Origin of the sequence: Inquilinus limosus, from assembly GCF_051487185.1 — a bacterium.
Lineage (GTDB): Bacteria > Pseudomonadota > Alphaproteobacteria > DSM-16000 > Inquilinaceae > Inquilinus > Inquilinus limosus_F.
In genome coordinates this window covers 38,133-63,722 of sequence record NZ_JAHVDK010000018.1, presented here as the reverse complement: position 1 = coordinate 63,722, position 25,590 = coordinate 38,133, and the positions used below count along the sequence as shown (strand labels likewise).

Annotated in this window: 17 protein-coding genes; 8 read left to right on the top strand and 9 right to left on the bottom strand. The window is 69.7% G+C overall.

Annotation, left to right across the window (positions count from 1 at the left end; genetic code table 11):
• Positions 1–55 precede the first annotated feature (55 nt).
• The 3 genes from KXR53_RS20590 to KXR53_RS20580 are packed head-to-tail and all read right to left on the bottom strand — an operon-like array spanning position 56 to position 3,503.
• A complete protein-coding gene (locus KXR53_RS20590) occupies positions 56–1,552 on the bottom strand; it encodes an FGGY-family carbohydrate kinase (RefSeq protein ID WP_437377134.1) in 1,497 nt (498 codons plus the stop codon).
• Positions 1,549–2,679 carry a M42 family metallopeptidase gene (locus KXR53_RS20585; protein ID WP_437377133.1) on the bottom strand — a complete coding sequence of 377 codons (1,131 nt, stop codon included), beginning with the start codon at positions 2,677–2,679 and terminating at the stop codon, positions 1,549–1,551. Before KXR53_RS20585 ends, KXR53_RS20590 begins: the two co-directional genes overlap by 4 nt.
• Positions 2,680–2,684: 5 nt before the next feature.
• Positions 2,685–3,503, bottom strand: a complete 819-nt coding sequence (locus tag KXR53_RS20580; RefSeq protein ID WP_437377132.1) for a BtpA/SgcQ family protein — start codon at positions 3,501–3,503, stop codon at positions 2,685–2,687.
• A gap of 270 nt (positions 3,504–3,773) precedes the next feature.
• Between KXR53_RS20580 and KXR53_RS20575 the strand changes: the two genes are divergently transcribed.
• The 7 genes from KXR53_RS20575 to KXR53_RS20545 all read left to right on the top strand — a co-directional run bounded on the left by KXR53_RS20575 (position 3,774) and on the right by KXR53_RS20545 (position 18,937).
• Positions 3,774–5,435, top strand: coding sequence for a hypothetical protein (locus tag KXR53_RS20575; RefSeq protein WP_437377131.1), 1,662 nt, complete (start codon positions 3,774–3,776; stop codon positions 5,433–5,435).
• Between the two features lie 118 nt (positions 5,436–5,553).
• Positions 5,554–6,684, top strand: coding sequence for a carbohydrate ABC transporter permease (locus KXR53_RS20570; RefSeq protein ID WP_437377130.1), 1,131 nt, complete (start codon positions 5,554–5,556; stop codon positions 6,682–6,684).
• Complete coding sequence (locus KXR53_RS20565) at positions 6,681–7,574, top strand: carbohydrate ABC transporter permease (protein WP_437377129.1); 894 nt, start codon at positions 6,681–6,683, stop codon at positions 7,572–7,574. Before KXR53_RS20570 ends, KXR53_RS20565 begins: the two co-directional genes overlap by 4 nt.
• Before the next feature lie 114 nt (positions 7,575–7,688).
• Positions 7,689–10,898, top strand: a complete 3,210-nt coding sequence (locus KXR53_RS20560; protein ID WP_437377128.1) for an alpha-1,4-glucan--maltose-1-phosphate maltosyltransferase — start codon at positions 7,689–7,691, stop codon at positions 10,896–10,898.
• 1 nt (position 10,899) lies between these two features.
• Positions 10,900–14,190: a maltose alpha-D-glucosyltransferase gene (gene treS, locus KXR53_RS20555; protein WP_437377127.1), complete on the top strand. Its 3,291-nt coding sequence runs from the start codon at positions 10,900–10,902 to the stop codon at positions 14,188–14,190.
• A 19-nt stretch (positions 14,191–14,209) separates the two neighbouring features.
• On the top strand, positions 14,210–16,378 hold the full coding sequence (gene glgB, locus KXR53_RS20550; protein WP_437377228.1) for a 1,4-alpha-glucan branching protein GlgB: 2,169 nt from the start codon (positions 14,210–14,212) through the stop codon (positions 16,376–16,378).
• Between the two features lie 345 nt (positions 16,379–16,723).
• Entirely contained in the window at positions 16,724–18,937 is a 2,214-nt protein-coding gene (locus KXR53_RS20545; RefSeq protein WP_437377126.1) for an amylo-alpha-1,6-glucosidase, read from the top strand.
• A gap of 12 nt (positions 18,938–18,949) precedes the next feature.
• Here the strand turns inward: KXR53_RS20545 and KXR53_RS20540 are convergent, their stop codons facing one another.
• On the bottom strand, positions 18,950–19,174 hold the full coding sequence (locus tag KXR53_RS20540; protein WP_437377125.1) for a hypothetical protein: 225 nt from the start codon (positions 19,172–19,174) through the stop codon (positions 18,950–18,952).
• Positions 19,175–19,429: 255 nt separating this feature from the next.
• Between KXR53_RS20540 and KXR53_RS20535 the strand changes: the two genes are divergently transcribed.
• Complete coding sequence (locus KXR53_RS20535; RefSeq protein ID WP_437377124.1) at positions 19,430–19,798, top strand: response regulator; 369 nt, start codon at positions 19,430–19,432, stop codon at positions 19,796–19,798.
• Between the two features lie 15 nt (positions 19,799–19,813).
• On the opposite strand, the gene KXR53_RS20530 is transcribed toward KXR53_RS20535, so the two are convergent.
• The 5 genes from KXR53_RS20530 to KXR53_RS20510 form a co-directional block, all read right to left on the bottom strand.
• A complete protein-coding gene (locus KXR53_RS20530; protein ID WP_437377123.1) occupies positions 19,814–21,340 on the bottom strand; it encodes a SulP family inorganic anion transporter in 1,527 nt (508 codons plus the stop codon).
• Positions 21,341–21,345: 5 nt separating this feature from the next.
• Positions 21,346–22,020: a carbonic anhydrase gene (locus tag KXR53_RS20525; RefSeq protein WP_437377122.1), complete on the bottom strand. Its 675-nt coding sequence runs from the start codon at positions 22,018–22,020 to the stop codon at positions 21,346–21,348.
• Positions 22,021–22,111: 91 nt separating this feature from the next.
• A complete protein-coding gene (locus KXR53_RS20520) occupies positions 22,112–23,434 on the bottom strand; it encodes an ATP-binding protein (protein WP_437377121.1) in 1,323 nt (440 codons plus the stop codon).
• Positions 23,431–24,183 carry a response regulator gene (locus KXR53_RS20515; protein ID WP_437377227.1) on the bottom strand — a complete coding sequence of 251 codons (753 nt, stop codon included), beginning with the start codon at positions 24,181–24,183 and terminating at the stop codon, positions 23,431–23,433. The genes KXR53_RS20520 and KXR53_RS20515 overlap by 4 nt, the downstream gene beginning before the upstream one ends.
• Positions 24,184–24,966: 783 nt before the next feature.
• Positions 24,967–25,452: an adenosine-specific kinase gene (locus tag KXR53_RS20510; protein ID WP_437377120.1), complete on the bottom strand. Its 486-nt coding sequence runs from the start codon at positions 25,450–25,452 to the stop codon at positions 24,967–24,969.
• Positions 25,453–25,590: the final 138 nt, after the last annotated feature.

Below are 25,590 nucleotides of genomic sequence, written 5' to 3'. Positions count from 1 at the left end.
CTTCGCTGCGCTCGCGATGACGGCGTGGGCCAGGCGGGCTTAGTGCCGAACCACCCTACCCGTCCAAACGACGCATCAGCTCCCGCGTTGCCGGATACAGCTCCTTGAATACGCCGAACTGCCGCCGGTAGACCTCGGCATGGGCCGGGTCGGGCGTCACCTCCGAGGCGGTCGGGTTCCAGTCGCGGATGTCGCCCGGCCGGACGTCGCCGACCGCGAGCGCGGCCAGGAAGGCGTCGCCGTAGCTGGCGCCCACCGTCTTCTGCCGCAGGATCTGCGGATGCCCGGAGATGTCGGAGGTCGCCTGCGACCACACCCGGTTCTTGGTGCCGCCGCCGACCGCGAAGACCGCGCGGGGCTTCTGCCCGGCCTCCAGATATGTCTCGATGATGTGCGCGGTGCCGCAGGCGATGCCCTCGAACAGCGCCCGGCAGATGTCGCCCCGGGTGTGGGTCAGGTTGAGGCCGAACAGCACGCCCTTGGCCTGCGGGTCGTGGATCGGCGTGCGCTCGCCGGAGAAATAGGGCAGCAGCACCAGACCTTTCGCCCCGGGCGGCGACTGCTCCGCCTCCGCCACCAGCGCCGGGATCGCCAAGGCCGGGTCGAGATCGCGGCCGAACTGGTCGCGGAACCAGTGGCTCAGCGTGCCGCTGGTGGCGAGGCCCGCCAGCGCCGCGTGCTGGCCGGGCATCAGCCAGGGCGCCCACCACAGCCGCGGATCGCGCAGCCGTGAGTCCGTCAGCAGGATGGTGAAGATGGTCGAGCCGTACATCACCATCATGTCGCCGGTGTCGAGCACGCCGACGCTGACCGCCTCCGCCGCCGCGTCGATGGTGCCGGCGATCACTGGCGTGCCCTCGGCCAGCCCGGTCTCCTCCGCCGCCTGTCGGGTGACGGTGCCGACGATATCCGTGCTCCAGGCCAGATCCGGCATCTTGTCGAGGTCGACGATGCCGGGGGCCAGCTCCTCGCTCCAGGTCAGTTCGTCGGCCAGATAGAAAGGGCTGGAATTCGCCGCGGTGTAGTGGTCGATGACGAAGCGCCCGGTCAGCCTGTGCACCAGGAACGAGGTCGAGGTCAGGATCTTCGCCGTGCGGGCAAAGATCTCCGGCCGGTTGCGCTTGAGCCAAAGGATCTTCGGCCCGACCGACTGCGAGGTCAGGGCGTTGCCGCAGCGGTCGACCAGCACGTCTTCACCGATCTGCGCCGTCAGATCCGCGATCTCCTGATGCGCTCGAGTGTCGACGCCGTAGAGCACACCGTTCATCAGCGGCTCGCCGGCGGCGTCGACCGGCAGCATGCACGGCCCGATGGCGCTGGTTCCGACCGCGCGGATCGAGGCGGCCGGCACGCCGCTGTCGGCCAGCAGCTTGCGGCAGAGGAAGGTGACGTCGTCCCACCAATCCTCGCGCGGCCGGTGCTCGGCCCAGCCAGGCTGCGGCACGATTAGCTTGTGCGGCTTGGCGGCCATGGCGACGATCCGGCCGTCGGCCGCCACCAGAACGCCCTTGGATTCGAAGGTTCCGATGTCGATTCCGAGGTAATGGGTCATGTCACATACCGATCGCGGTCGAGGCTGAGGCTTTCATCGATGCGGCCGATGCCGGCGGCGAGGAGGCGCACGAGCCCGGCGAGGTCGGAGAGGTCGCAGATCTCGAGCGAGGAATGGGTGCCGCGGGCCGGGAAGCCGAGATCGATCGCGGCGACGCCGGCATGGACCAGCTGGACATAGGAGGAATCGGTCAGCAGGCCGACATGGGCGCTCTTCTGCAGGGGGATGCCCTCGCCGCGGGCGGTCTCGCCGAACAGGGCGACCAGCGCCGGATGCGGGATGGTGCCGTTCAGCGTGCCGCGGCCGTGAAAGCTGTACAGGCTCATCGCCGGGCCGCCGCCGAGCCGGACGTCGCCGCGCTGCGCCATGTCCGGCGTGTCGGTGGCGAGGACGATGTCGAGCTGGATCGCGATGTCGGGCGCCAGCACCTGCGCCGCCGTCACCGCGCCGCGCAGGTTGAACTCCTCCTGCACCGAGAACACCAGATGCACGGTCGGCCGCCGCGGTGTCGCCAGCAGCGCCCGGGCGGCCTCGACGATCACGGCGCAGCCGGCGCGGTCGTCCACCGCAGTGCCGGCGATGCGGTCGCCGGCCAGCTCCACCACCTTCGGCGCGTAGACCACCGGCGTGCCGATATCGATGCCGGCGGCCAGCGCGTCGGCGGCGCTGTCGAAGCCGGCATCGATGTAGATCTCGGGATAGGGCAGGACCCGGTACTTCTCCTCTTGCGAGGTCGCGTGGTGGCTCTTGTTGGCGATCACGCCCGGCACGTCGCGGCCGCCGGTGCAGAACACCACGGGCTGCGAGGGCAGCGCCTTCTCCGGCACCCCGCCCAGCCGCTCCACCCGCACCAGGCCGCCCGGCTCGATCTTGCGGACGATCAGGCCGAGCTGGTCCATATGGGCGAACAGCATCACGCTGGGCCCCCCGACCGTGCCTTCGATCGTCGCGATCAGGTTGCCGAGCCGGTCGGTGCGCGACGCGATGCCGAGCCCCGACAGCCGCCCGGCGAGGTGCCGCCGGACCCGGCCCTCATGGCCGCTGAGGCCCGGGATCAGCATCAGCTCCGAGACCAGCCCGCGAAGGCGCCGCTTGACCGGATCGTCGCCTGGCAGCTCCGTCGTCATCGCCGTCAGCCCTGCCGTGCCGCCCGCGCCAGCCGCATGAACTCGGCCGCGCGGTCGGGGTCGACCGGGTTCCAGGTGTTGCCGTCGATCTTGAGCGAGGAGCCGACGATGCAGCCATCCGCCACCCGCAGCACGTCGGCCACCGTCTCGTGCTTGACGCCGGTGTTGGCCAGGACCGGGGTGTGCGGCAGGGCCTGCTTGACTGCCTCGAGGTCGGACATGGCCGCGGCTTCGCCGGTGATCGCGCCCGAGACCAGGACCGCGTCCGGAATGCTGGAGAACACCGCGCTGCGCGCCCGGTCGACCAGGCTGCGCCGGTCCAGCGACCAGGCGAACTCGGCCGAGATGTTGTACAGCATGGCCAGGTCCCGGCGGCCGAGCCGGTCGCGGTAGCGCATCGCCGCCCCGGCATCGGGGTTCCACGGACCCATGTCGGAGGCATAGGTGCCGGTCATGATCTCGCGGACGAAGGCGGCGCCGGTGGCGGCGGCCAGCGCGACCGTGCTGATCGGGTCCCACAGCACGTTGACGCCGAAGGGCACCGTGATCTCCGGCCGCAGCCGGCCGATAAGATAGGCCATGGTCGCTGTCGAGGCCGGGTCGACCTTGAACTCGTAGGGCCGGTCGTTCTCATTGCCGAACATCACGGCGTCGAAGCCGGCCGCCTGCAGCGCCAGGAGGTCCCGGCGCGCGCCTTCGAGCAGCCCGTTCAGCCCCGCCGCCATGTCGTGGAGCGGCGCGCCCGGCAGGGCGCCGAAATGGACCATGGCGATCACCGGCTTCCGGTCGCCGAACACCCGTTGGAAATTGCCCGCACCTGCCATCCGCGCGTCCCTTCTCCCTTCCTTCGAGGGACGTATGCGACTCCCCGGCCGCTCCCTTGCGCCCCCGTCGAGCCCGCATCATACTCAGGATCGCCTTCATCACCCGCCGAAATCGCAACGGAGGTCGGGACCGCATGAAACGTTTCACGGCCGCTCGCGGTTTGAAACGCTTGTTCGCGGCTCCGACCACGATGTCGGTATCGGTCGGCGGTGATGCCGGTCCGACGGGGCGATAACGAACCAAGGCGAAGAACACAGGGAGGTTTCACGGTGAAGCTCGAAGATTACGGCCGTCTTGTCGGGATGCAGGCCAGCCGGCGCTCGGTCTTGAAGGGTGCGGCGGGACTTGGCGCCGCCCTGGGAACGGCCGGCCTATTCGGCCCCTTGTCGTCGACGGCATTGGCGCAGGGTGACCTGCGCGCCCAGATCCTGCAGATCCCGGGCGTCGGCAAAGGATCGCCGACCGACGCCGATTGGCAGAAGGTGGGCGAGCTGTGCCTCGGCCCGACCAAGGCAGCGATCAAGGAGGGCGAGTTCAAGGGCGTCCAGCTCACCTTCATGGGGCTGAACAACCAGAACCTGCACAACCTGCTGTTCCGCGGCTTCCTGCGGCCTTGGGAGACCTACACCGGCGCCAAGATCACCTGGATCGACCTGGCCCAGGCCGACTACAACCCGCGGCTGCAGCAATCGATCGCCACCGGCACGGTGGATTTCGACATCCTCGAGATGGGCGCCCCGTTCGAGGGCGACGTCTGCGGCAAGGGCCTGGCCTCGGAGATGCCGGACTGGGTCAAGACCCAGATCGAGATGGACGATTATGTCGCCTATCTGAAGGCCCCGGTCGGCACCTGGAACGGCAAGACCTACCGGATCTCGATCGACGGCGACTGCCACAACTTCAACTATCGTACCGACGTCTTCTCCGACCCCGATCTCGCGCAGGCCTGGAAGGAGTCCGGCGGCCAGGGCGAGTGGGGCGTGCCCAAGACTTGGCAACAGGTCCAGGCGGTGACCAAGTTCCTGAAGGGCAAGAAGGTCGGCGGCCAGGACGTCTACGGTTATCTCGACGCGCCCAAGGCCTGGGGCGGCTTCGGCTTCTACTTCCTGGGCAGCCGGGCCACGGCCTATGCCAAGCATCCGGACGACAAGGCCTGGCTGTTCGACGTCGACACCATGAAGCCGCGGATCAACAATCCCGCCTGGGTGCGGGCGATCCAGGACGTGATCGACGCCCTGCCGTCGGAGCCGGCCGACCAGCTCGGCGCCGACCCGAACACCACGGCCTTCCAGCAGTTCCTGGCCGGGACCGGGTCGATGCTGGCCTGGTGGGGCGACGTGGGATCGATGGCGAACACCAGCGACTCCTCGGTGGTCGGCGATGTCTGCGGCTTCAGCATCCTGCCGGGCTCGGACGACGTCTACAACGCCAAGACCGGCGCCTGGGAGAAGCTGCCGAGCGGCCCGAACTACGCGCCGAACATGGCCTATCTCGGCTGGGGCGTCTATGTCATGGCCCGGGTCGACAGCGACTCGGCCAAGCACAAGGCGGCCTGGAGCGCCGCAGCGCATATCGGCGGCAAGGACCTGTCGCTGTGGACGGCGGCCTATCCCTCCGGCTTCCAGCCCTACCGGAACAGCCATTTCAACATCCCGGAATGGGTCTCCGCCGGCTACGATGAGGCCTACACCACCTCCTACCTGAACTCGCAGTCGACCTCCTACAACCACCCGAACGCCGCGGTCGAACCGCGCATCCCCGGCATCTTCCAGTACTACAGCGTGGCCGAGGACGAGCTGGCCAAGGTCTTCGCCGGCAAGAGCACCGCCCAGCAGGGCGCCGATGCCATCGCCGCAGCCTGGGAGAAGATCACCGACCAGATCGGCCGGGACAAGCAGCTCGCCCTGTACAGAGCGTCGCTCGGATTGTGACGTCCGATGTGATCAAAGCAGTGTCCGAACCGCTTCCTTCTTTGTCTCCCCCTCCCGTAACGGGAGGGGGGGCAATGTTCATCTGCGCCCTCGTGGCCTTCTACGAGTCCGGACCAGCATGAGCGAAGCGGAGATCGAAGTCGGCGCCCTCGGCGGCGATCACAGCTACAAGGCCGTCTCGTCGCACATCCCCGCCGGCCGCAAGACCGCGGGCAGATGGCTGATCGGGCTCGCCACCCTCGGCCTCGTGGCAATGCTGCTGCTGCAGGTGCTGGACACGGCCGGGATCGTCGCGATCGGCTTCGAGACCTGGCGCCCCCTGCTCTACGCCTATCTGGCCTGGGCGGTGGCGCTCGGCGCCGGGCAGGTGATGATCCGGGGCGAGGCCGGGCACCGGGCGCTGTTCCTGCTGCCCGCGGTGCTGTTCACCGTCTCGATGGTGATCTTCCCGACCATCTTCGGCCTCTACATCGCCTTCACCGACTGGAACCTCAGCTCCTTCGCCGGCCGGCAGCTCAACGGCCTCGACAACCTCCGGACCCTCTGGGCCGATCCCTACTACTGGAACGCGCTCGGCAACATGGTCTGGTACGTGCTGGCGGTGCTGGTGCAATACGCCATCGCCTTCGGCCTGGCACTGCTGCTGAATGCCGAGATCCGGGCCCGGAAGTTCTTCCGCGTCGCCTTCCTGATGCCGTTCATGCTGAGCCCGGTCGCGGTCAGCTGGATGATCGGCAAGTCGATCATGGAGTACCGCTTCGGCCCGGCGGCGTCGCTGGCCCGGTTTCTCGGTTGGGAGAACCCGGCCTTCTTCGCCTCGCCCTGGATGGCGCGGCTCAGCATCATGGCGATGGACGCCTGGATCTGGATCCCCTTCGTCATGATCCTGCTCCTGGCCGGGCTGCAGGCGCTGCCCAACGACATCCTGGAGGCCGCGCGGATCGACGGCGCCAGGGCCTGGCAGTCCTTCTGGAAGATCACCTTCCCGCTGATGCTGCCGGTCAGCGTCACCGCCGTGGTCCTCAGGATCATCTTCGAGCTGAAGCTGGCCGACATCGTCATCAATGTGACGGCGGGCGGGCCCGGCGGCGCCACCGACACGGTGTCGAGCTTCATCTATCGCGAGTACCGGGACCGATCGAATGTCGGCTACGGCACCATGCTGGCGCAGGTCTATTTCGTGATGATCATCGTCTTTGTCAGCGCACTCCTGAGCCTGGTCAGCCGCTGGATGCGGCGGCTGACATGAGCGGCGTGGCGCCCCTGCGCCTCCGGCGCCTGTCCGGCCGCACGCTGCTCTATGCCGCGGCGCTGCTCTGGGCCTTCATCTCGCTGTTCCCGGTCTACTGGACGGTGACGACCTCGTTCAAGACCGCGGTCGACGTCACCCGGGGCCACCTGATCCCGTGGATCGACTTCCTGCCGGACTGGCGCGGCTGGCGCTCGCTCGGCCTGTCGCCGGACACGATCGGCGCCACCTCGACGGTGCGGGAGGAGTTCCTGCTGCGCTTCGAGAACAGCGTCGTGGCCTCGATCGGCGCCTCGGTGCTGGCGGTCGCCATCGGCTCGCTTGCCGCCTACGGCCTCAGCCGCTTCCGCTACCGGTTCGGGCCGTGGCGCAACAAGGACATCTCCTTCTGGTTTCTGTCGCAGCTGATCCTGCCGCCGGTGGTCCTGGCGATGCCGTTCCTGGTGCTCTACAAGGAGCTGGCGCTGCTCGACACACGGATCGGGCTGATCCTGGTCTATGCCCTGATGGTGCTGCCGATCGTGATCTGGATCATGCGCGACCAGTTCGCCTCGATCCCGATCGAGCTGGAGGAGGCGGCGCGGGTCGACGGTGCAACGGTGTGGCAGGCCTTCCTGCGCATCGTGGTGCCGCTGGCCCTGCCCGGCATGGTGGCGGCCTTCATCCTGTCGGTGGTGCTGTGCTGGAACGAGTATTTCTTCGCCGCGCTCCTGACCAGCACAGACGCCAAGACCCTGCCGGTGATGGTGGCCAGCCAGACCGGCTCGCAGGGCATCAACTGGTGGTCGATGGCGGCGCTGTCGACCGCGGCGATCGCGCCGCTCGCGGTCATCGGCGTGTTCCTCGAGCGCTACATCATCCGGGGCCTGACCGCGGGCGCGGTCAAGTAGGAAGCCCGTCTCTCGCCCCGCCTCGCCATCCCTGACCGACGCGGGTCAGGAACCGCGACAGTACGGCCCGTGTTCTGGGAAGAAGAACAAGCCGCAACTGCCGCGAGACCGGTCATGCCCGGACAGACTCTCCAGTTGCGCCGGAAGACCGGCCGCCCCGCAGCCGCCCCGCTCCGGGATCCTCGAATCCTCTACACCCTCACCGGCGACCTCGGGTCGCTGTCGGGCGCCTTCCTGGCCGAGCATCTGCCGCAGGTCGCGCGGATGGGGTTCGACCATCTGGTCGTCGCGGCGCCGCCGGACGCATCCGTCCTGTCGCAATCGCGCGCGGCCATCGACCTGGCCGTCGAGGCCTGCCGCCGGCATGGGCTGGGCCTGATCCTCGATCTCGCCCCGGCGAAGAGCGAAGCGGCGGCGGGACCGGCCGCCGATGACAGACCACCGGATCCGCGCCGCCCTCCATCCCGAGCGCCGAAATCAGTGCTCGACGACGCAGCCGCCGGCCGGCTGCCGCCATCGCTCGCGGCTGCCCGTCGGGCCGGCGTCGACGGCTTCATCTGCCGGGTCGCGAGCCCGGACGAGGCGCGACAATGGGCGACGGTCATCACCCAGGCACGGGCCGAGGCGAGCCCCATCTGGTTCGCCGCCTGGACCGACTGGGAGCCGGATCAGATCCTGCTGCGGGACTGCGGCTTCGACGCCTATCTCTCGGCCGCCGGGATGCTGGAAGCGTGGCGGCGGTTTCCGCTTCACCAGGCGACACCGGTGCTGCCGGCGATCACCTATCCCGAGCCGCCGTGGGGCCCGCGCCTGGCCGCCTGCATCCGCCACACCCCGCTGCTGCGCCGCGCCTATCGGCGGTCGCTGCGGCTGGCCGCCGCAGCGGGAGATGGGCTGCTGGTGCCCATGGGCTTCGAATTCGCCGCCCGCGAGATCCCTGTCGACACTGCCGAGACCGAGCTGAGCTGGGCTCGGCAGACGGCCCCCTTCGATCTGAGCGAGGAGATCACGGCCACTATCGCGGCGCTGATCTCGCCAAACGGCAAGGCCGCCAGGCTGCGCAGCCTCAGCGGCCCGGGGGCCGCGGTGGTCGCCCTTTTCCGCACCGAGGCCGGCACGGCGCCGGAGCGGGCCGAGCTGATCCTGGCCAACACCGACCTGCACCGCCCGGCCACTGCGCAGCCCGCCGAAGTGCTGCGCGGCATCGGCGGCGAATTCGGCCCGTTCTCGCCCAAGCTGGGCGATGCCCCGGCCGGGCTGGACGGCAGCCAGCCCGTCACTCTCGACGCCGGCGAAACCCTGGTGCTGGAGGCGCCCCGCGCGACACCGGTCGCCGCGCCGCCCGCGCGCCTCTCGGAGCAGGAGCTGGACCGCGCCATCCGCGCGCCGCGGGTGGCGATCGAGGCGGTCGAACCCTCGCCCGGCCATCCCCGCTTCCCGGTCAAGCGTATCGCCGGCGAGAGCCTGCGGGTCGAGGCCGACGTGGTCACCGACGGCCATGAGATCACCGCCGTCGTCCTGCTGTGGCGGCCGGAGGACCAGCGGACCTGGCGCGAGCGGCGCATGGCACCGATCGGCAACGACCGCTGGGCGGGGGAATTTCCGCTGGAGCGGATGGGCCGGTACCTCTTCGCCGTCGAGGCCTGGCGCGACGACTTCGGTACCTTCCTGTCCGACCTGCGCAAGAAGCAGCTGGCGGGCTTGGACCTCGCGGTCGAGATCGAAGAAGGCCGTCTGCTGATCGAAGAGGCCCGCGACGCCGCCCGCGGCCGGATCCGGGCCGAGCTGGAGGCGCTGCTGGCCAGCTTTGCCGAGGCCGCGCCGGCTCAGCGGCTGCAGCAGCTGCAGGCGCCGGAGACGGCGGCGCTGATGGCCCGTGCCGACCGGCGGCCCTTCGCCGTCCGCCAGGATCCGCCGCAGACGGTGGACGCCGAGCGCCGTGCCGCCGGTTTCGCCAGCTGGTACGAGCTGTTCCCGCGGTCGGCGAGCGGCGACCCGCACCGGCACGGCACCTTCGACGACGTGATCCGGCGGCTGCCGGCGATCCGGGCGATGGGGTTCGACGTCCTGTACTTCACACCGATCCACCCGATCGGCCGGAAGAACCGCAAGGGTCGCAACAACAGCCTGGTCGCCGGGCCGGACGATCCCGGCAGCCCCTACGCCATCGGCGCGGCCGAGGGCGGCCACGACGCGATCCACCCGCAGCTCGGTACGATTGAGGATTTCCGCCGCCTGCGCGACGCGGCGGCGGAGCACGGGCTGGAGCTGGCCCTCGACTTCGCCATCCAATGCGCCCCCGACCACCCCTGGCTGCGCCAGCATCCGGGCTGGTTCGGCTGGCGGCCGGACGGGTCGATCCGCTACGCCGAGAACCCGCCGAAGAAGTACGAGGACATCGTCAATGTCGAGTTCTATGCCGAGGCAGCGCTGCCCGAGCTGTGGCGGACCCTGCGCGACATCGTCGCCTTCTGGGTCGGCGAGGGCGTGCGGCTGTTCCGGGTCGACAACCCGCACACCAAGCCCTTCCCGTTCTGGGAGTGGCTAATCGCCGACATCCGCAGCCGCGACCCCGGCGTGGTCTTCCTGTCCGAGGCCTTCACCCGGCCGAAGGTGATGTACCGGCTGGCGAAGATCGGCTTCTCGCAGTCCTACACCTACTTCACCTGGCGCAACACCAAGGCGGAGCTGACCAGCTATCTGACCGAGCTGACCACCACGGCGCCGAAGGACTTCTTCCGGCCGCATTTCTTCGTCAACACGCCGGACATCAACCCGCAATTCCTGCAGACCAGCGGCCGCCCCGGATTCCTGATCCGCGCCGCGCTGGCGACCACGCTGTCCGGGCTGTGGGGCATGTATAACGGTTTCGAACTGTGCGAGGCGCAGGCGATCCCGGGCAAGGAGGAGTATCTCGACAGCGAGAAGTACCAGCTGCGCGCCTGGGACTGGGACCGGCCCGGCAACATCATCGCCGAGATCACCCGGCTGAACCGGATCCGCCACGCCAACCCGGCGCTGCAGACCCATCTCGGCCTGACCTTCTACAACGCCTTCAACGACAGCATCCTCTACTACGGCAAGGCGACGCCTGATCGCGGCAACTCCATCCTGGTGGCGGTCAACCTCGATCCGCACCGGCCGCAGGAGGCCGATATCGAGATCCCGCTGTGGGAATGGGGCCTGCCCGACCACGGCGCGCTCGCGGCCGAGGATCTAATGACCGGCCGTGCGTTCACCTGGCACGGCAAGATCCAGCACATCCGCCTGGACCCTGCCGCCCTGCCCTTCGCCATCTGGCGCGTCCGGCCGGTGGAGGCGTGAGATGGCCCGCCGCTCCCCGGTCCCCGGCTTCGACGACCCGGTCTGGTACAAGGACGCGGTCATCTACCAGCTGCATGTGAAGTCGTTCTTCGACAGCAACGACGACGGCATCGGCGACTTCAGGGGCCTGATCTCGAAGCTGGACTACATCGCCAGCCTCGGCGTCGACACGCTGTGGCTGCTGCCCTTCTACCCCTCGCCCCGGCGCGACGACGGCTACGACATCGCCGCCTACACCGATGTGCATCCGGACTACGGCACGCTGAAAGATGCGCGCCGCTTCATCGCCGAGGCGCATCGCCGCGGCCTGCGCGTGATCACCGAGCTGGTGATCAACCACACCTCGGACCAGCACCCCTGGTTCCAGCGGGCGCGGCAGGCCAAGCCCGGCTCCGCCGCCCGCCGCTTCTACGTCTGGTCCGACACCGACCAGGCCTATGCCGGTACGCGGATCATCTTCTGCGACACCGAGAAGTCGAACTGGACCTGGGACCCGGTGGCCGGCGCGTATTTCTGGCACCGCTTCTATTCGCATCAGCCGGACCTGAACTTCGACAATCCGCGGGTGCTGAAGGCGGTGCTCGGTGTGATGCGGTTCTGGCTCGACATGGGGGTCGACGGCCTCCGGCTCGATGCCATCCCCTATCTGATCGAGCGCGAGGGCACCTCGAACGAGAACCTGCCCGAGACCCATGCGATCCTGAAGCAGATCCGGGCCTATCTCGACGCGCGCTATCCCGGCCGGATGCTGCTGGCTGAGGCCAATCAGTGGCCGGAGGACACGCAGGAATATTTCGGCCGCGGCGATGAATGCCACATGGCGTTCCACTTCCCGCTGATGCCGCGGATGTACATGGCGATCGCGCGCGAGGACCGGTTTCCGATCACCGACATCATGCGGCAGACGCCGGAGATCCCGGAAACCTGCCACTGGGCGATCTTCCTGCGCAACCACGACGAGCTGACGCTCGAGATGGTCACCGACAGCGAGCGCGACTATCTGTGGGAGGTCTATGCCGCCGACCGGCGCGCCCGGATCAATCTCGGCATCCGCCGCCGCCTGTCGCCGCTGCTGGAGCGCGACCGCCGGCGCATGGAGCTGATGACCAGTCTGCTGCTGTCGATGCCGGGGACGCCCGTCCTCTATTACGGTGACGAGATCGGCATGGGCGACAACATCCATCTCGGCGACCGAGACGGGGTGCGCACGCCGATGCAATGGTCGCCCGACCGCAACGGCGGCTTCTCCCGCGCCGATCCGGAGAAGCTGGTGCTGCCGGCGATCATGGACGCGCTGTACGGCTATCCGGCGGTGAATGTCGAATCCCAGGCGCGCGACCCGCACTCGCTGCTGAACTGGACCCGGAGGATGCTGGCCCTGCGGCGCCAGCATCGCGCCTTCGGCCGCGGCAGCCTGCGTTTTCTCTACCCCGGCAACCGCAAGATCCTGGCCTATCTGCGCAGCCATGAGGACGAGACGATCCTCTGCGTCGCCAACCTGTCGCGCGCGCCGCAGGCGGTGGAGCTCGAGCTTGCCGATTTCGAGGGCCGGTCGCCGGTCGAGCTGACCGGGGACACCGTCTTCCCGCCGATCGGCCAGCTGACCTATCTGCTGACCCTGCCGCCTTACGGCTTCTACTGGTTCCAGCTGCGGGCCGACGCCGCGGCGCCGAGATGGCATCGCGAGCCGCCGGAGCAGATGCCGGAATTCGTCACCCTGGTGCTGCGCGACGGCCTGGCCGATGTGCTGTCGCCCGCGTCGCGGCGGATCCTGGAGACGGAGAGCCTGCCGGCCTATCTGCCGAAGCGCCGCTGGTTCGCAGCCAAGGATCACCGCATCGAGGCGGTCCATGTCGCGAGCGCCGTCCCGCTTCCCGGGACCGAGCTGATGCTGACCCAGGTGGAGGCGACCGCCGGCGGGACGACGGATTGCTACCAGGTGCCGCTCGGCATCGTCTGGGAGGACGGCAGCCTGCCGGCGCTGCAGCAGCAGCTCGCCATCGCCCGCGTCCGGCGCGGGCGCCGCGTCGGTTTCCTGACCGATGCCTTCTCCCTGCGCGATCTGCCGCTCGCCCTCGTCGACGGCCTGCGCACCGGCCGCCCGATCCCGACCGACGACGGCGAGATCCGGTTCCTGCCGACGACGCGGATGCAGGGTTTCGAGCTGCCGCCGGATGTGGAGATCCACTGGCTGGCGGCGGAGCAGTCGAACAGCTCCCTCGTCCTCGGCGACCAGCTGGTGCTGAAGCTGCTGCGCCGCATCCGCCCCGGCGTCCACCCCGAATCCGAGATGGGGCGCTATTTGACGGAGCACGGCGCGACCAACATCGCCCCGCTGTTCGGCGAGGTCGTGCGCATCGGTGCCGACGGGGAGCCGCGGGCCCTCGCGCTTGTCCAGGGCTTCGTCCGCAACCAGGGCGACGGCTGGACCTGGAGCCTGGACAATCTGCGCCGGACCGTGGACGAGATGACCCTGACCGAAGGGGCCAGCGATGGCGAAGGTTTCGCCGACGAGGCCGGCTTCGCCGCCGCGATCGGCCGGCGACTGGCCGAGGTCCACACCGTGCTGGCCCAGCCGTCCGACAATCCCGCCTTCGCCCCCGAGCCGGCCGATAGCCAGGCGGTTGCCGGCTGGATCGAGGAGGCGCTGGTCGAGATCGACGGCGCGGTCGCCACGGTCGCCGCGATGCGCGACTGGCCGGACGCCGCGACGGAGGAGGCGGCGAAGCGGCTCATCGCCGGTCGCGACGAGCTGGCGCGGCTGGTGGAACTCCTGGCCGACGCAGGGCGCGGCTCGCTGCAGACCCGGATCCATGGCGACTTCCATCTCGGCCAGGTGCTGGTCGCGCAGGGCGACGCCTATCTGATCGATTTCGAGGGCGAGCCGACCCGGCCGATCGCCGAACGCCGGCGCAAGTCGAGCCCGCTGCGCGACGTCGCCGGCCTGCTGCGCTCGATCGACTACGCCGCAGCCACCGCCGACGATGCCACCCGCGACGCTATTCCCGAGGCGATGCGGGAGCGCCGGGCAGCCCTCCTGCTGCGCTATCGCGCCGAGGCCAACCAGGCCTTCCTCGATGCCTATCGCGAGGTCGCCCGCGCCGTGCCGCTCCCTTGGGCGACGCCGGAGGCGGAGGAGGCGCTGATCGGCCTGTTCTCGCTGGAGAAGGCGGCCTACGAAATCCGCTACGAGGCGGCCAACCGCCCCCCTTGGATCGGCCTGCCGATCCGCGGCCTCGCCGCCCTTCTGGACCGGCTCTCCACCAACGCGAAGGTTCTGGCCCATGCCTGATTTCGCGCTGCCGATCGGCCTGGATCCCGCCGCCCTCGACGCGATCGCGGCGGGGCGCCATGGCGACCCCTTCGCCGTGCTCGGCCCCCATCCGACCGGAGCCGGCACCGTGGTCCGCGCCTGCCTGCCGAACGCCGTCGGAGTCGAGGCGGTGGCGCGGGCCGGCGGGCGCCGCCTGGCGGTGCTGGAGCCGATCCATCCAGCCGGGGTGTTCGCCGGCGTGCTGCAGCAGGACGAGCCCTATCTGCTGCGCATCGCCTGGCCGGGCGGCGTGGTGGAGGAGACCGAGGATCCCTACGGCTTCGGGGTACTGCTGGACGAGCCGGACCTGCGTGCCATGGCCGCTGGCGATCCGGAGGCGGTGCGGCGCTGCCTCGGCAGCCGGGTGGTGACGATCGACGGGGTCGAGGGCACGCGCTTCGCCGTCTGGGCCCCGAACGCCAGCCGTGCCTCGGTGGTCGGCGAGTTCAACAGCTGGGACGGGCGGCGCCATCCGATGCGGCTGCGGCACCATGGCGGGATCTGGGAGATGTTCATTCCCCGCCTCGCCGACGGCGCGCTCTACAAGTTCGAGCTCCTGGACCGGCACGGCCATCCGCTGCCGCAGCGCGCCGATCCTCTGGCCCGCGAGACCGAAACGCCGCCGCGCACCGCCTCGGTCGTGCCGCTGCCCCTGCCCTTCCGCTGGACCGACGGCGAATGGATGCAGGGTCGGGCCGACCGTCAGTCCGCCGCGGCCCCGATCGCGATCTACGAGCTGCACGCCGGCTCCTGGCTGCGCGGCGAAGACGGCCGGCCGCTGGACTGGGACGGGTTGCGGGAACGGCTGGTCCCCTATGTCGCCGGCATGGGTTTCACCCATCTCGAGCTGCTGCCGATCGCCGAGCACCCGTTCACCGGCAGCTGGGGCTACCAGCCGCTCGGCCTGTTCGCGCCGACCGCGCGCTTCGGGCCGCCGGAAAGCTTCGCCCGCCTCGTCGATGCCTGTCACCGCGCCGGCGTCGGCGTCCTGGTCGACTGGGTGCCGGCGCATTTCCCCAACGACGCCCACGGCCTGCACCGTTTCGACGGCACCGCCCTGTACGAGCATGAGGACCCGCGCGAGGGCTTTCATCGCGACTGGAACACCTGGATCTACAATCTCGGCCGCACCGAGGTGGCGACGTTCCTGCTGGCCAGCGTGCTGGAATGGCTGGACCGCTACCATGTCGACGGCCTGCGGGTGGACGCCGTCGCCTCCCTGCTCTACCGCGACTACAGCCGCGGCCCGGGCGAATGGATCCCCAACATCCATGGCGGCCGCGAGAATCTGGAGGCGATCGCCTTCCTGCGCCTGCTGAACACGGTGGTGGCCGAACGCCACCCCGGCGCCGTGGTGATCGCCGAGGAATCGACCGCCTGGCCGGGCGTCACCGCCCCGCCGCCGACGGGCGGGCTCGGCTTCTCCTACAAGTGGAACATGGGCTGGATGCACGACACGCTCGGCTACATGGCGCACGACCCGATCCATCGCAAATACCACCACAACGCGATGACCTTCGGCCTGCTCTACGCCTTCAGCGAGCGCTTCGTGCTGCCGCTGTCGCATGACGAGGTCGTCTACGGCAAAAGATCGCTGCTCGGCCGCATGCCGGGCGACACCGCCCAGCGCTTCGCCAATCTGCGCGCCTATTTCGGCTTCATGTGGAGCTCGCCAGGCAAGAAGCTGCTGTTCATGGGTGGGGAGTTCGGCCAGGAGCGAGAGTGGAACCACGACGCCGAGCTCGACTGGCACCTGCTCGACGACCCGCTGCATCGCGGGGTGCAGCGCCTGGTCCGCGATCTCAACCGGATCTACCGCGCGGAGCCGGCGCTGCATCGCCGCGACGCCGAGCCTTCCGGCTTCGCCTGGACTGTGGTCGACGACGCCGAGGCCAGCGTCTTCGCCTATCTGCGCCGCGGTGCGGACGGCGACCGGCCGGTCCTGGCGGTGTCCAACTTCACCCCGGTGCCGCGGCCGGACTACCGCATGGTGGTGCCGCATCCGGGACCGTGGCGCGAGATCCTGAACACAGACGCCCGGGTCTATGGCGGCGGCGGGATCGTCGCCCCTGATCCCGTGGTCATCGGCGATGCTCGTGATGGAAGCGAGATCATGCTGTCGCTGCCGCCCCTCTCCACCGTGATGCTGCGGGCCGAGGCGGCCTGATTCCAGCCCGGAATCCGGCAGGGCCGGCCGACTCATCAACTGTTGCCGTCGGGCTATAGTCCAGCCCGAACAAGGATTTTGGTCCCGGCAACACTTGAACACGACTTCAGTCTGCTTACGTCGTTTGGGTGCCCGGTCACCACCGGAACACGCTCGCACCATCGTTGAGCTGCATCAGGAGGAATGCCATGCATTTCCGCCTTCGAGTGCATGGCCGGCGAGACCATTGCCATTCATCACGCCGCGGCGCGGACGAGGATCCCGCACCGCCTTCGCAGGCCGCGCCCGTACCGGGCCTGACGCCAATCACCTGATACCGGGAACGACGACGGAGACAGTTCGGCGATGCACAGGGTGAGCGCCGAGACCATCCCTCACATCCCAGCCCCCAGCTCCCACCGCACCCAGATCGCCCAGTTCTTCATCCCGGCCGCCGCCTCCCTGCAGGAACGGCGGCCCCGGACGCTGAAGCACGGCGACACCTTCGCGGTGTTCGACCACAACGGCGACGCGCTGTCCGGCCCGGGCAGCCCGGAAGGGATCTTCCATCGCGACACGCGGCATCTGTCGCACCTCTACCTAACCGTCGACGGCGCGCGGCCGATGCTGCTCAGCTCCACGCTGCGCGACGACAACGCCGCCCTCACCTGCGATCTCACCAACCCCGACCTGTTCGATCCGGCCGGCCGTCTGCTGCTCGGCCACGACCTGATCCATCTGCGCCGGTCGCGCTTTCTGTGGAACGGGACCTGCTTCGAGCGGCTGGCGGTGCGGAACTTCGACGAGCGGCCGCAGCGCGTCACGGTCGAGATCGTCTTCGAGGCCGACTTCGCCGACCTGTTCGAGGTGCGCGGCACGCAGCGGGAGCGCCGTGGCCGGCTGCACGAGCCGGAGATCGGCGCCGACCGCGTCGTCCTTCGCTACACCGGGCGGGATCGCCGGACCCGGACCACGACCCTGGCCTTCGACCCGGCGCCGACCGAGCTCACCGGCGGGAGTGCCCGATTCAGCCTGGAGCTCGGCCCGCGGGAGACCCGGCCGCTGTTCCTCGAGGTCCACTGCGGCGGGGACCGGCCCCGTCATCCGTCGAGCCGGGCCTTCTTCGCCGCGCTGCGCGACGCGCGCCGCGCCCTCCGTGCCTCCTCCTCCCGGGCGGCGTCGGTCGCCGGCTCGAACGAGATCTTCAACGAGGCCGTGCGCCGCAGCGTGTCCGACCTCTACATGCTGATCACGGACACCTCGGACGGGCCGTACCCCTATGCCGGCATTCCCTGGTTCAGCACCGTGTTCGGCCGCGACGCCCTGATCACGGCCTTGGAGACGTTGTGGCTCGACCCCGCCATCGCCCGCGGCGTGCTCGGCCATCTCGCCGCGAACCAGGCGACGATGCCGGACGACGCCGCGGACGCCGAGCCCGGCAAGATCTTGCACGAGGTCCGGCGCGGCGAGATGGCCGAACTCGGCGAAGTGCCGTTCCGCCGCTACTACGGCAGCATCGATTCCACACCGCTCTTCGTCATGCTGGCCGGGGCCTATCTGCAGCGCACCGGCGACCTGGTCACGATGCGGCGGCTGTGGCCGAATATCGAGGCGGCGCTCGTCTGGATCGAGCGCCACGGCGACCGCGACGGCGACGGCTTCGTCGAATATGGGCGCCGCGCCGCCGACGGCCTGGTCAACCAGGGCTGGAAGGACAGCCACGATTCCGTCTTCCACACCGACGGCGTGCTGGCGCGGGGCCCGATCGCCCTGGCCGAGGTCCAGGCCTATGTCTACGGGGCCTGGCAGGCGGCGGCGGAGATCGCGCGCCGGCTGGGGCAGCCGGACCGCGCGGCGGAGTACGACGGCCGGGCCGCGGCGCTGCAGAAGGCGTTCGATGCGCAGTTCTTCGACGACGCCCTCGGCACCTATGTGCTGGCGCTGGACGGCGACAAGCGGCCCTGCCGGGTGCGCAGCTCGAATGCCGGCCACGCCCTGCTGACCGGCATCGCCTATCCCGAGCGGGCGGCCGCCGTGGCCCGGACGCTGATGAGCGCCCCGTCCTTCTGCGGCTGGGGCGTGCGGACTCTGGCGGCGAGCGAGGCGCGCTACAACCCGATGAGCTACCACAACGGCTCGGTCTGGCCGCACGACAACGCCCTGATCGCCGCGGGCCTGGCGCGCTACGGCTTCCGGGCCGAGGCGGCGCGCATCTTCGAGGGGCTGTTCGCCGCCTCGACCTATATCGACCTGCGCCGCCTGCCGGAGCTGTTCTGCGGCTTCCCCCGGCAGCGCACCCGCGGTCCGACCTTCTACCCCGTCGCCTGCATGCCGCAGGCCTGGGCCGCGGCCGCGCCGCTGTTCATGCTGCAGGCTTGCCTCGGCGTCGGCTTCGATCCAGACGCGCTCTGCGTGACCTTCGACCAGCCGGTCCTGCCGACGTTCCTTGACGAGGTCCTGCTGCGCAACCTGGCGATCGATGGGGCGGCGATCGACGTCGCCCTGCGCCGGTCCGGCCCCCATGTGGTGGTCGACGCGCTTGACCGCAGCGGACCAATCCGTGTCCTGGCGCGGAGCTGAGCCGGAAGCCTATCAGCCCTCCGGCTCGTCCTCCTCCGGCGTGAGCAGCTCCACCAGGACGGCGACCTTGCCGCTCGGCAGCGGCCGACCGTCCCCGATCATCGCCTCGTCGCTGCTCACCCAGGCCCAGGCCTGGACCAGCTCCTCCCGGCTCGCGCCGGTGCGGATGATGTCGGCCACCAGCGTCTCTTCCACCGGCCCCAGGATCGTCGCGACATCCTCTGCGGTCAGGCTCATCGCTGTGCTCCCATGTGTCGGCCCCGACGGCGCGGGAACCGGCTGCCCGGAAGACGCTCGGTCCGGGCCCGCGCGTCCTCCCGGCTCCATGTCGCTCATGAGCATATCGCTACGAGGACAACCCGCGACACCTTTCCCGGTTCCGATCGGGTGCCGGCCGACACATCCGCCCATCCCGACCCGACGGCCCCCGCTATGGATTTTTTCCTGACGGCTTGGTGTTGATGATGGAGAGACACGAGCGAGAGAGGTGAGATGGAGAGCCGTGAGCGCCCGCCCCGTGTTCTCATCGTCGAGGACGACACCTGGATCGCCGCGATGCTCGAGGAGATCGTGCGGTCGGCCGGGATCGAGGTGGTCGGCCCCGTCGGCACGCTGCGCGAGGCGGTCCAGCTCGCCAGCTCGGAGCGGCTGGATGCCGCACTGCTCGACGTCGGCCTCGGCGACACGGATGTCTACGCCGCCGCCGATGTGCTGGAGGAGCGCAACATCCCCTTCGCCTTCGTCACCGCCAGGTCGGAGGCGGAGATCGAGCTGCTGCACCGCGGCCGTCCGGTGTGGACCAAGCCGCTGCTGCAGCAGCAGATCACGCAAGGCCTGATGGACCTGATCGCGAAGCGCTGACTGCGCCCCGGCAAGTCACGAGGCGCCAAGCGCCGCAGCCAAACGCTGCCCGTGCGGCTGGGCCGACGGCTCGTGCAGCTCGACCCGCGCGCCGGAGGCCGTCCAGCGTTCCGCCCAGTCGGCGATCATCTCCATGCTGGTGTGGTCGATATGGGCCAGCCGGCCGGCGTCGACCCGCACCGTCGCGCCCGCCGGCAGCGCCTCCAGCATGCGCAGCAGGACCGGAAGCTGCAGGAAGGTGGCGGCTCCCTCCAGCCGCAGCTCGGTCTCGCCCGACGGCAGGTCCCGGCGCCGGACACGCAGCGGCATGCGCCGGAGATGCGGCACGACCTCCAAAAGCGACAGCGCCAGCCCGACCAGGACGCCGGTCAGCAGATCCGTCGCCACCACCATCACCACGGTCGCGGCCCAGATCGCCGCCGGCAGCACGCCGTGCCGGTGCAGCAGCTCGCGGACATGCTTCAGGCTGACCAGCCGCCAGCCGGTGACCACCAGCACGCCGGCCAGCGACGCCATCGGCACCTCGCGCAGCAGCCAGGGCAGCATGGCGACTGCGGCGAGCAGCCAGGCGCCGTGCAGGATGGTCGACCAGCGGGTCTGCGCCCCGGCCTGGACATTGGCCGAGCTGCGCACGATCACGCCGGTCATCGGCAGCGCGCCGGCCAGACCGCAGAGCAGGTTGCCGACGCCCTGGGCCGAGAGTTCGCGGTCGTAATTGGTGCGGGGGCCGTCATGCATCCGGTCGACCGCCGCGGCCGACAGCAGCGTCTCGGCGCTGGCGATGATCGCGATCACCAGCGCCGCGGCCAGGATGCCGGCCTCCCCCAGCCGGGACAGGTCGGCCATGGCCGGGATCGAGATCGCAGCGAGGATCGCGTCCGGCACCTCCACGCGCTGGACCGGCAGCGCCAGGGCCGCGGCCAGGGCCGTCCCCGCGGCGACACCGACCAGCGCGCCGGGGACGAGGCGCAGCGACCGCGGCCGCAGCTTCTCCCACAGCACCATCGCCAGGATGGTGGCGCCGCCGGCCAGCACCGCCGCCGTGCCGGACGACCATTGCAGCGGCATGAGGCCGGCGAAGGCCGCCGGGATCGCCGCCAGGTTCTGCAGCCCGTCCGGCAGCGGCGAGCGGCCGAACAGGACGTGGAGCTGCGCCGCCACGATCAGCACGCCGATGCCGGCCAGCATGCCGTGCACCACCGCGGGCGAGATGGCGCGGAACCATTTGCCCAGGCGCAGCAGGCCGGCGCCGAGCTGCAGCAGCCCGGCCAGCATCAGGATCGGGCCGAGCATCGAGAGCCCGAAGTCGCGCACCATCTCGAAGACGATCACCGCGAGGCCGGCGGCCGGGCCGCTGACCTGGAGCGGAGAGCCGGCGAGCAGGCCGACGACGAGGCCGCCGATGATGCCGGTCACCAGCCCCTTCTCCGCCGGCACGCCGGAGGCGACGGCGATGCCCATGCACAAAGGCAGGGCGACCAGGAACACGACGATGGAGGCCGGCAGGTCGCGCGCCAGCGTGGTCGGGAGGAAGCGCGTCATGGCGGCTACTCCGCGGCCAGGCGTGGCATCGGCGGCAAGGCGACCGGTAGGTTGCCGGTGTCGTCGATCCGGCCGAAGCGGCCGGCGGCGCCGTCATAGGCGAGGATGTCGCCGGATTCGAGCTCGAAGAACCAGCCGTGCAGGCGAAGCTGGCCGCGGGCGATCTTCGCTGCCACCGAAGGGTGGGTGCGCAGGTGGTTGAGCTGCGCCACCACATTCTCCAGCGCCAGCGAGCGCAACACCTGCCGTTCGTCGCGGCCCGGCGGATAGGCCTCGCACACCACCCGGTGGGCGGCGTGGCTGTGCCGCAGCCAGGCGGCGACGTTCGGCATGTCCTGCAGCGCCTCGGGGTGCAGCAGCCCCTTCATCGCGCCGCAGTCGGAATGGCCGCAGACCACGATGTCGCGGACGCCTAGCGCCACCACCGCGTATTCGATCGCCGAGGACACGCCGCCATTGGCCTGGGAGAAAGGCGGCACGATGTTGCCGGCGTTGCGGCAGACGAAGATCTGGCCCGGGCCGCTCTGCGTGATCAGCTCGGGCACCACCCGGGAATCGGCGCAGGAGATCACCAGCGCCTGGGGCTGCTGGCCGTCGGTCGCGAGCTTCTGGTAGAGCGGCTGCTGGCTCGGGAAGATTTCGGCGCGAAACCGCGCCATCCCGTGGAAGAGGTCGTCCATCCTTGGCCTCCTATGCGTGGGCGAGAGGTCACGCCAGGAGAGGATGGGAATCCCATTTTTCGCATGTGCGAATGGATTGTGACAAAGTGTTTCAGCGGCGAGGCAAGGTGACCTCGGCCGTCAGCCCGCCCCCCGACCGGTTGACCAGGGACAGACGCCCGCCCTCGCGCTCCACCGCCTGAACGGCAATCGCCAGGCCGAGTCCGACGCCGCCGGTGGCGCGGTTGCGCGATCCCTCGACCCGGCGGAAGGGTTCGCGCACGCGCTCCAGCTCGGCCTCGGGGATGCCCGGCCCGTCATCGGCGACGGCGACCGTGATGTCGGCTTCATTGCACTGCAACGCGACCCGGGCCGAGCCGCCGTATTTCACCGCGTTGTCGATCAGGTTGGCGAAGGCGCGCTTCAGCATCAGCGGCCGGGCCTGCACGACGGCCCGCGGCGGTCCGTCATAGGCGACGTCCTGCCCGGCATCGGTGGCGGCGTCCACCAGCGTGGTCAACAGCGCGACCAGATCTACAGGGCGCGGCGGTTCCGGGTCGACATCCCCCTTGAGATAGGCCAGCACCGAGCCGACCATCGCCTCCATCTCGTCGAGATCGGCTTGCATCTCGGCCTGGAGCGGGCGGTCCTCCAGCAGGTCGGTGCGCAGGCGCAGCCGGCCGATCGGCGTGCGCAGGTCGTGCGACACGGCGGCGAGGGCCTGGGTCTGGTCGGCGATCAGCCGGGCCAGCCGGTCCTGCATGGCGTTGAGGGCGCGGGCCAGCCGGCGGACCTCCAGCGGCCCTTCCACCGCGACCGGCACCGGCCTGCCGCGGCCGATCGCATCCGCCGCCCGGACCAGGTCGCGCAGCGGCGCCCCGAGCGCGCGGACCAGGATCGGCGCCGCGATCAGGAGGCAGCCGGCCAGCAGCGCGGTGGACAGCAGATTGCGCAGGAGATCGGGCAGGCCGTGCTGCAGCCGGGTGACGTCGAAGCCGAGGACGGAGCCGTCGGCGAGGCGGAGCTCTCCCCGCACGCGATGCGGTTCGCCCTCCCCGTTCCCGAGCGCCACGGTGAGGTCGCGCCCGGCCAGGCCGGGATTCCATTTCGCCAGGCGCGCTTCGAGGTCCCGCAGCCAGGACGACGCGGCATCACCCCCGGCGCCGCCCGGGCGTGCCGACCAGCTCAGGGTGAGGTCGGCGGTGGAGAGGGCCTGCGCCAGCCGGGGCCGCTGGTCGGGCGGCACGCTGGCCAGCGCCCGCTCGGCGATGGCCAGCCGCTCGGCCAGATGGTCGGCGTGGATGTTGCCGGCCTTGTAGCGCTCCGCCAGCTCCTGCAGCACCGAGGCGCCGATGAACTGCAGCAGCACGGCGGACAGGACCACCAGGGTGACGCGGCCCAGCAGCCCGCGCGGCCAGACGACGCGGCGGATCACCGATGCTCCACATCCGCGGTGAACATGTAGCCGACGCCGCGGATGGTGCGGATCAGGCCGCCATCCGATCCGCCCGATCCCAGCTTGCGGCGCAGCCGGCTGACCAGCACGTCGACGCTGCGGTCGGACGCGCCGCCGAGGCGGGAGCGCGACAGCTCCAGGAGCCGCTCGCGCCCGATCACCCGCTGCGGATGCTCGAGGAAGCTGACCAGCAGGTCGTGCTCGGCGCCGGACAGCTCGACCTCGGCCCCGCCGGGATCGGTCAACCGGCGCCGGCGGCGGTCGAGGACCCACCCGGCGAAGTGCAGCACCTCGCGGGCGGAGCGCCCGGGGAACGGGTCCAGCGCCGCGCCCCGCCGCAGCGCCGCACGCACCCGCGCCAGCAGCTCGCGCCGGCCGAAGGGTTTGCTGATGTAGTCGTCCGCCCCGACCTCGAGCCCGACCACCCGGTCCATCTCCTCGCCGCGGGCGCTGACCATGATGATCGGCACCGGGCTCCGGGCCCTGAACGCGCGGCAGAGGTCGAGCCCGTCCACGCCCGGCAGCATCACGTCGAGGATCAGCAGGTCGACCGGCGCCGTCTCGATCGAAGCCCACATCTCACGGCCGTTGCCGACCCCGGTGGCATGGAGGCCGTTCTCGCGCAGAATCCGCACGATCAGGGACCGGGTCCCGGGATCGTCCTCGACCACGAGTACCCGATCGGAACGCAACGGGCTGGCGGAATGCAGGGGGCTGGCTTCGATCATCACGGAACCAAGGGTCCTTTGGCGGCGGAACAGGGCAGTGATCGCGTCCTCCCCACGGCCCGGCAGGCGCCGGGCTCCACCGACCGGACGGCGTGCCCCCGATCGACGATGTTTTCGTTAAAATCATCGCTAATGATTTACAGGCAGCCGCAAGCATAACGAGATCTGCAATAGAAGATCTCAGCGACGACCACAACCGCAAGAAGGTCGCATCCGTCATACGAACAAAGGAACGTTCGGACTGTTCAGGGTATTCCGGACCGGATGCGGAACGATGACCACGAAGCGAAGCGGCAAAACAGTCCCGGTGGTCGATTCATCACAAATCCGTTGGAATGAGAGTGGCTTCGACCGCCACGCCCCGCCGCCGGCACGGTGAAACTGCGCAAGCCCAGGGGAACACGTCACGCCGTGTAGCCTCGGCTGTCTTTGAAAACCGGGCGACTGCTCAGTCAGCTCACGACCTGAAACGGAAGTTCAACTCCGTGCGGCCGGACGGACGCCTTGTCCCCTTTGCTGACGTTCGGAGGCCTCCCAGGCTCCTCCGGACCGGACATTCCCGGCGATCAATCCGTGCCCGAAAGCGGACTTGTCGCACGGAGGCCGGATTTGGCGCATCCGATGCGCCGTATTCTCGCGCGACCGTCGTCGGAGATCACCGCCAGCGCCAACAGCCGACGCGTCTGGTTCGCTGCCCTGCGCTGATCACGAACAGAAGCAAGAATTCGGCGACGTGATGAACGCCCAGGGACTTGGCGCAAAACGAACCCATTACAGAAGACACTATAGCTTGTAGCCGATCTTTCGCAGCAGGTCTTTCCGCCACGCAATGTCGTCGTCGGTTTCGACACCCAGCGGCGAGGCGCCATCCACCACGCCGAGCACGCCGCGGCCCAGCTCCGTTTGCGCGACGATCACCTGTGTCGGGTTGGCCGTCGCGCAATAGATTCGGCAGACTTCCGGCACCGCGCGCACGGCAGCCAGCACGTTGACGGGAAAGAACCCGTCTCCCAGGAAGATCAAGAAAGTGTGGCCGGCGCCGATGGCCAAGGCGTTGTCGCGTGCCAGGGCGAGGGAGGCCTCGTCATTACCCGACCAGCGCACTAGCCGCTTACCGGAGGCCTCGCAGAAGGCCAGCCCGAAGCGGATGCCCGGAACCGCGCCCACGAGCGCCTCGTGAATGTCTTCCACGGTCTTGATGAAATGCGACTGGCCGAAGATGAAGTTGGCAGCGTCCGGCTTGACGATGGGCACTACGGTGAATTCCATGGCTGCACTCCTGACAGGGTGAGCTACGCGATCCATGGTAGGCCGCCGGAAGGTGATTGCAAACCGCGACAGGCGGCCGATTTCGCCCCACCGAGGCCGTCACCTTTTGCGCGAGGATTACCCGACTGGGTAGATCGC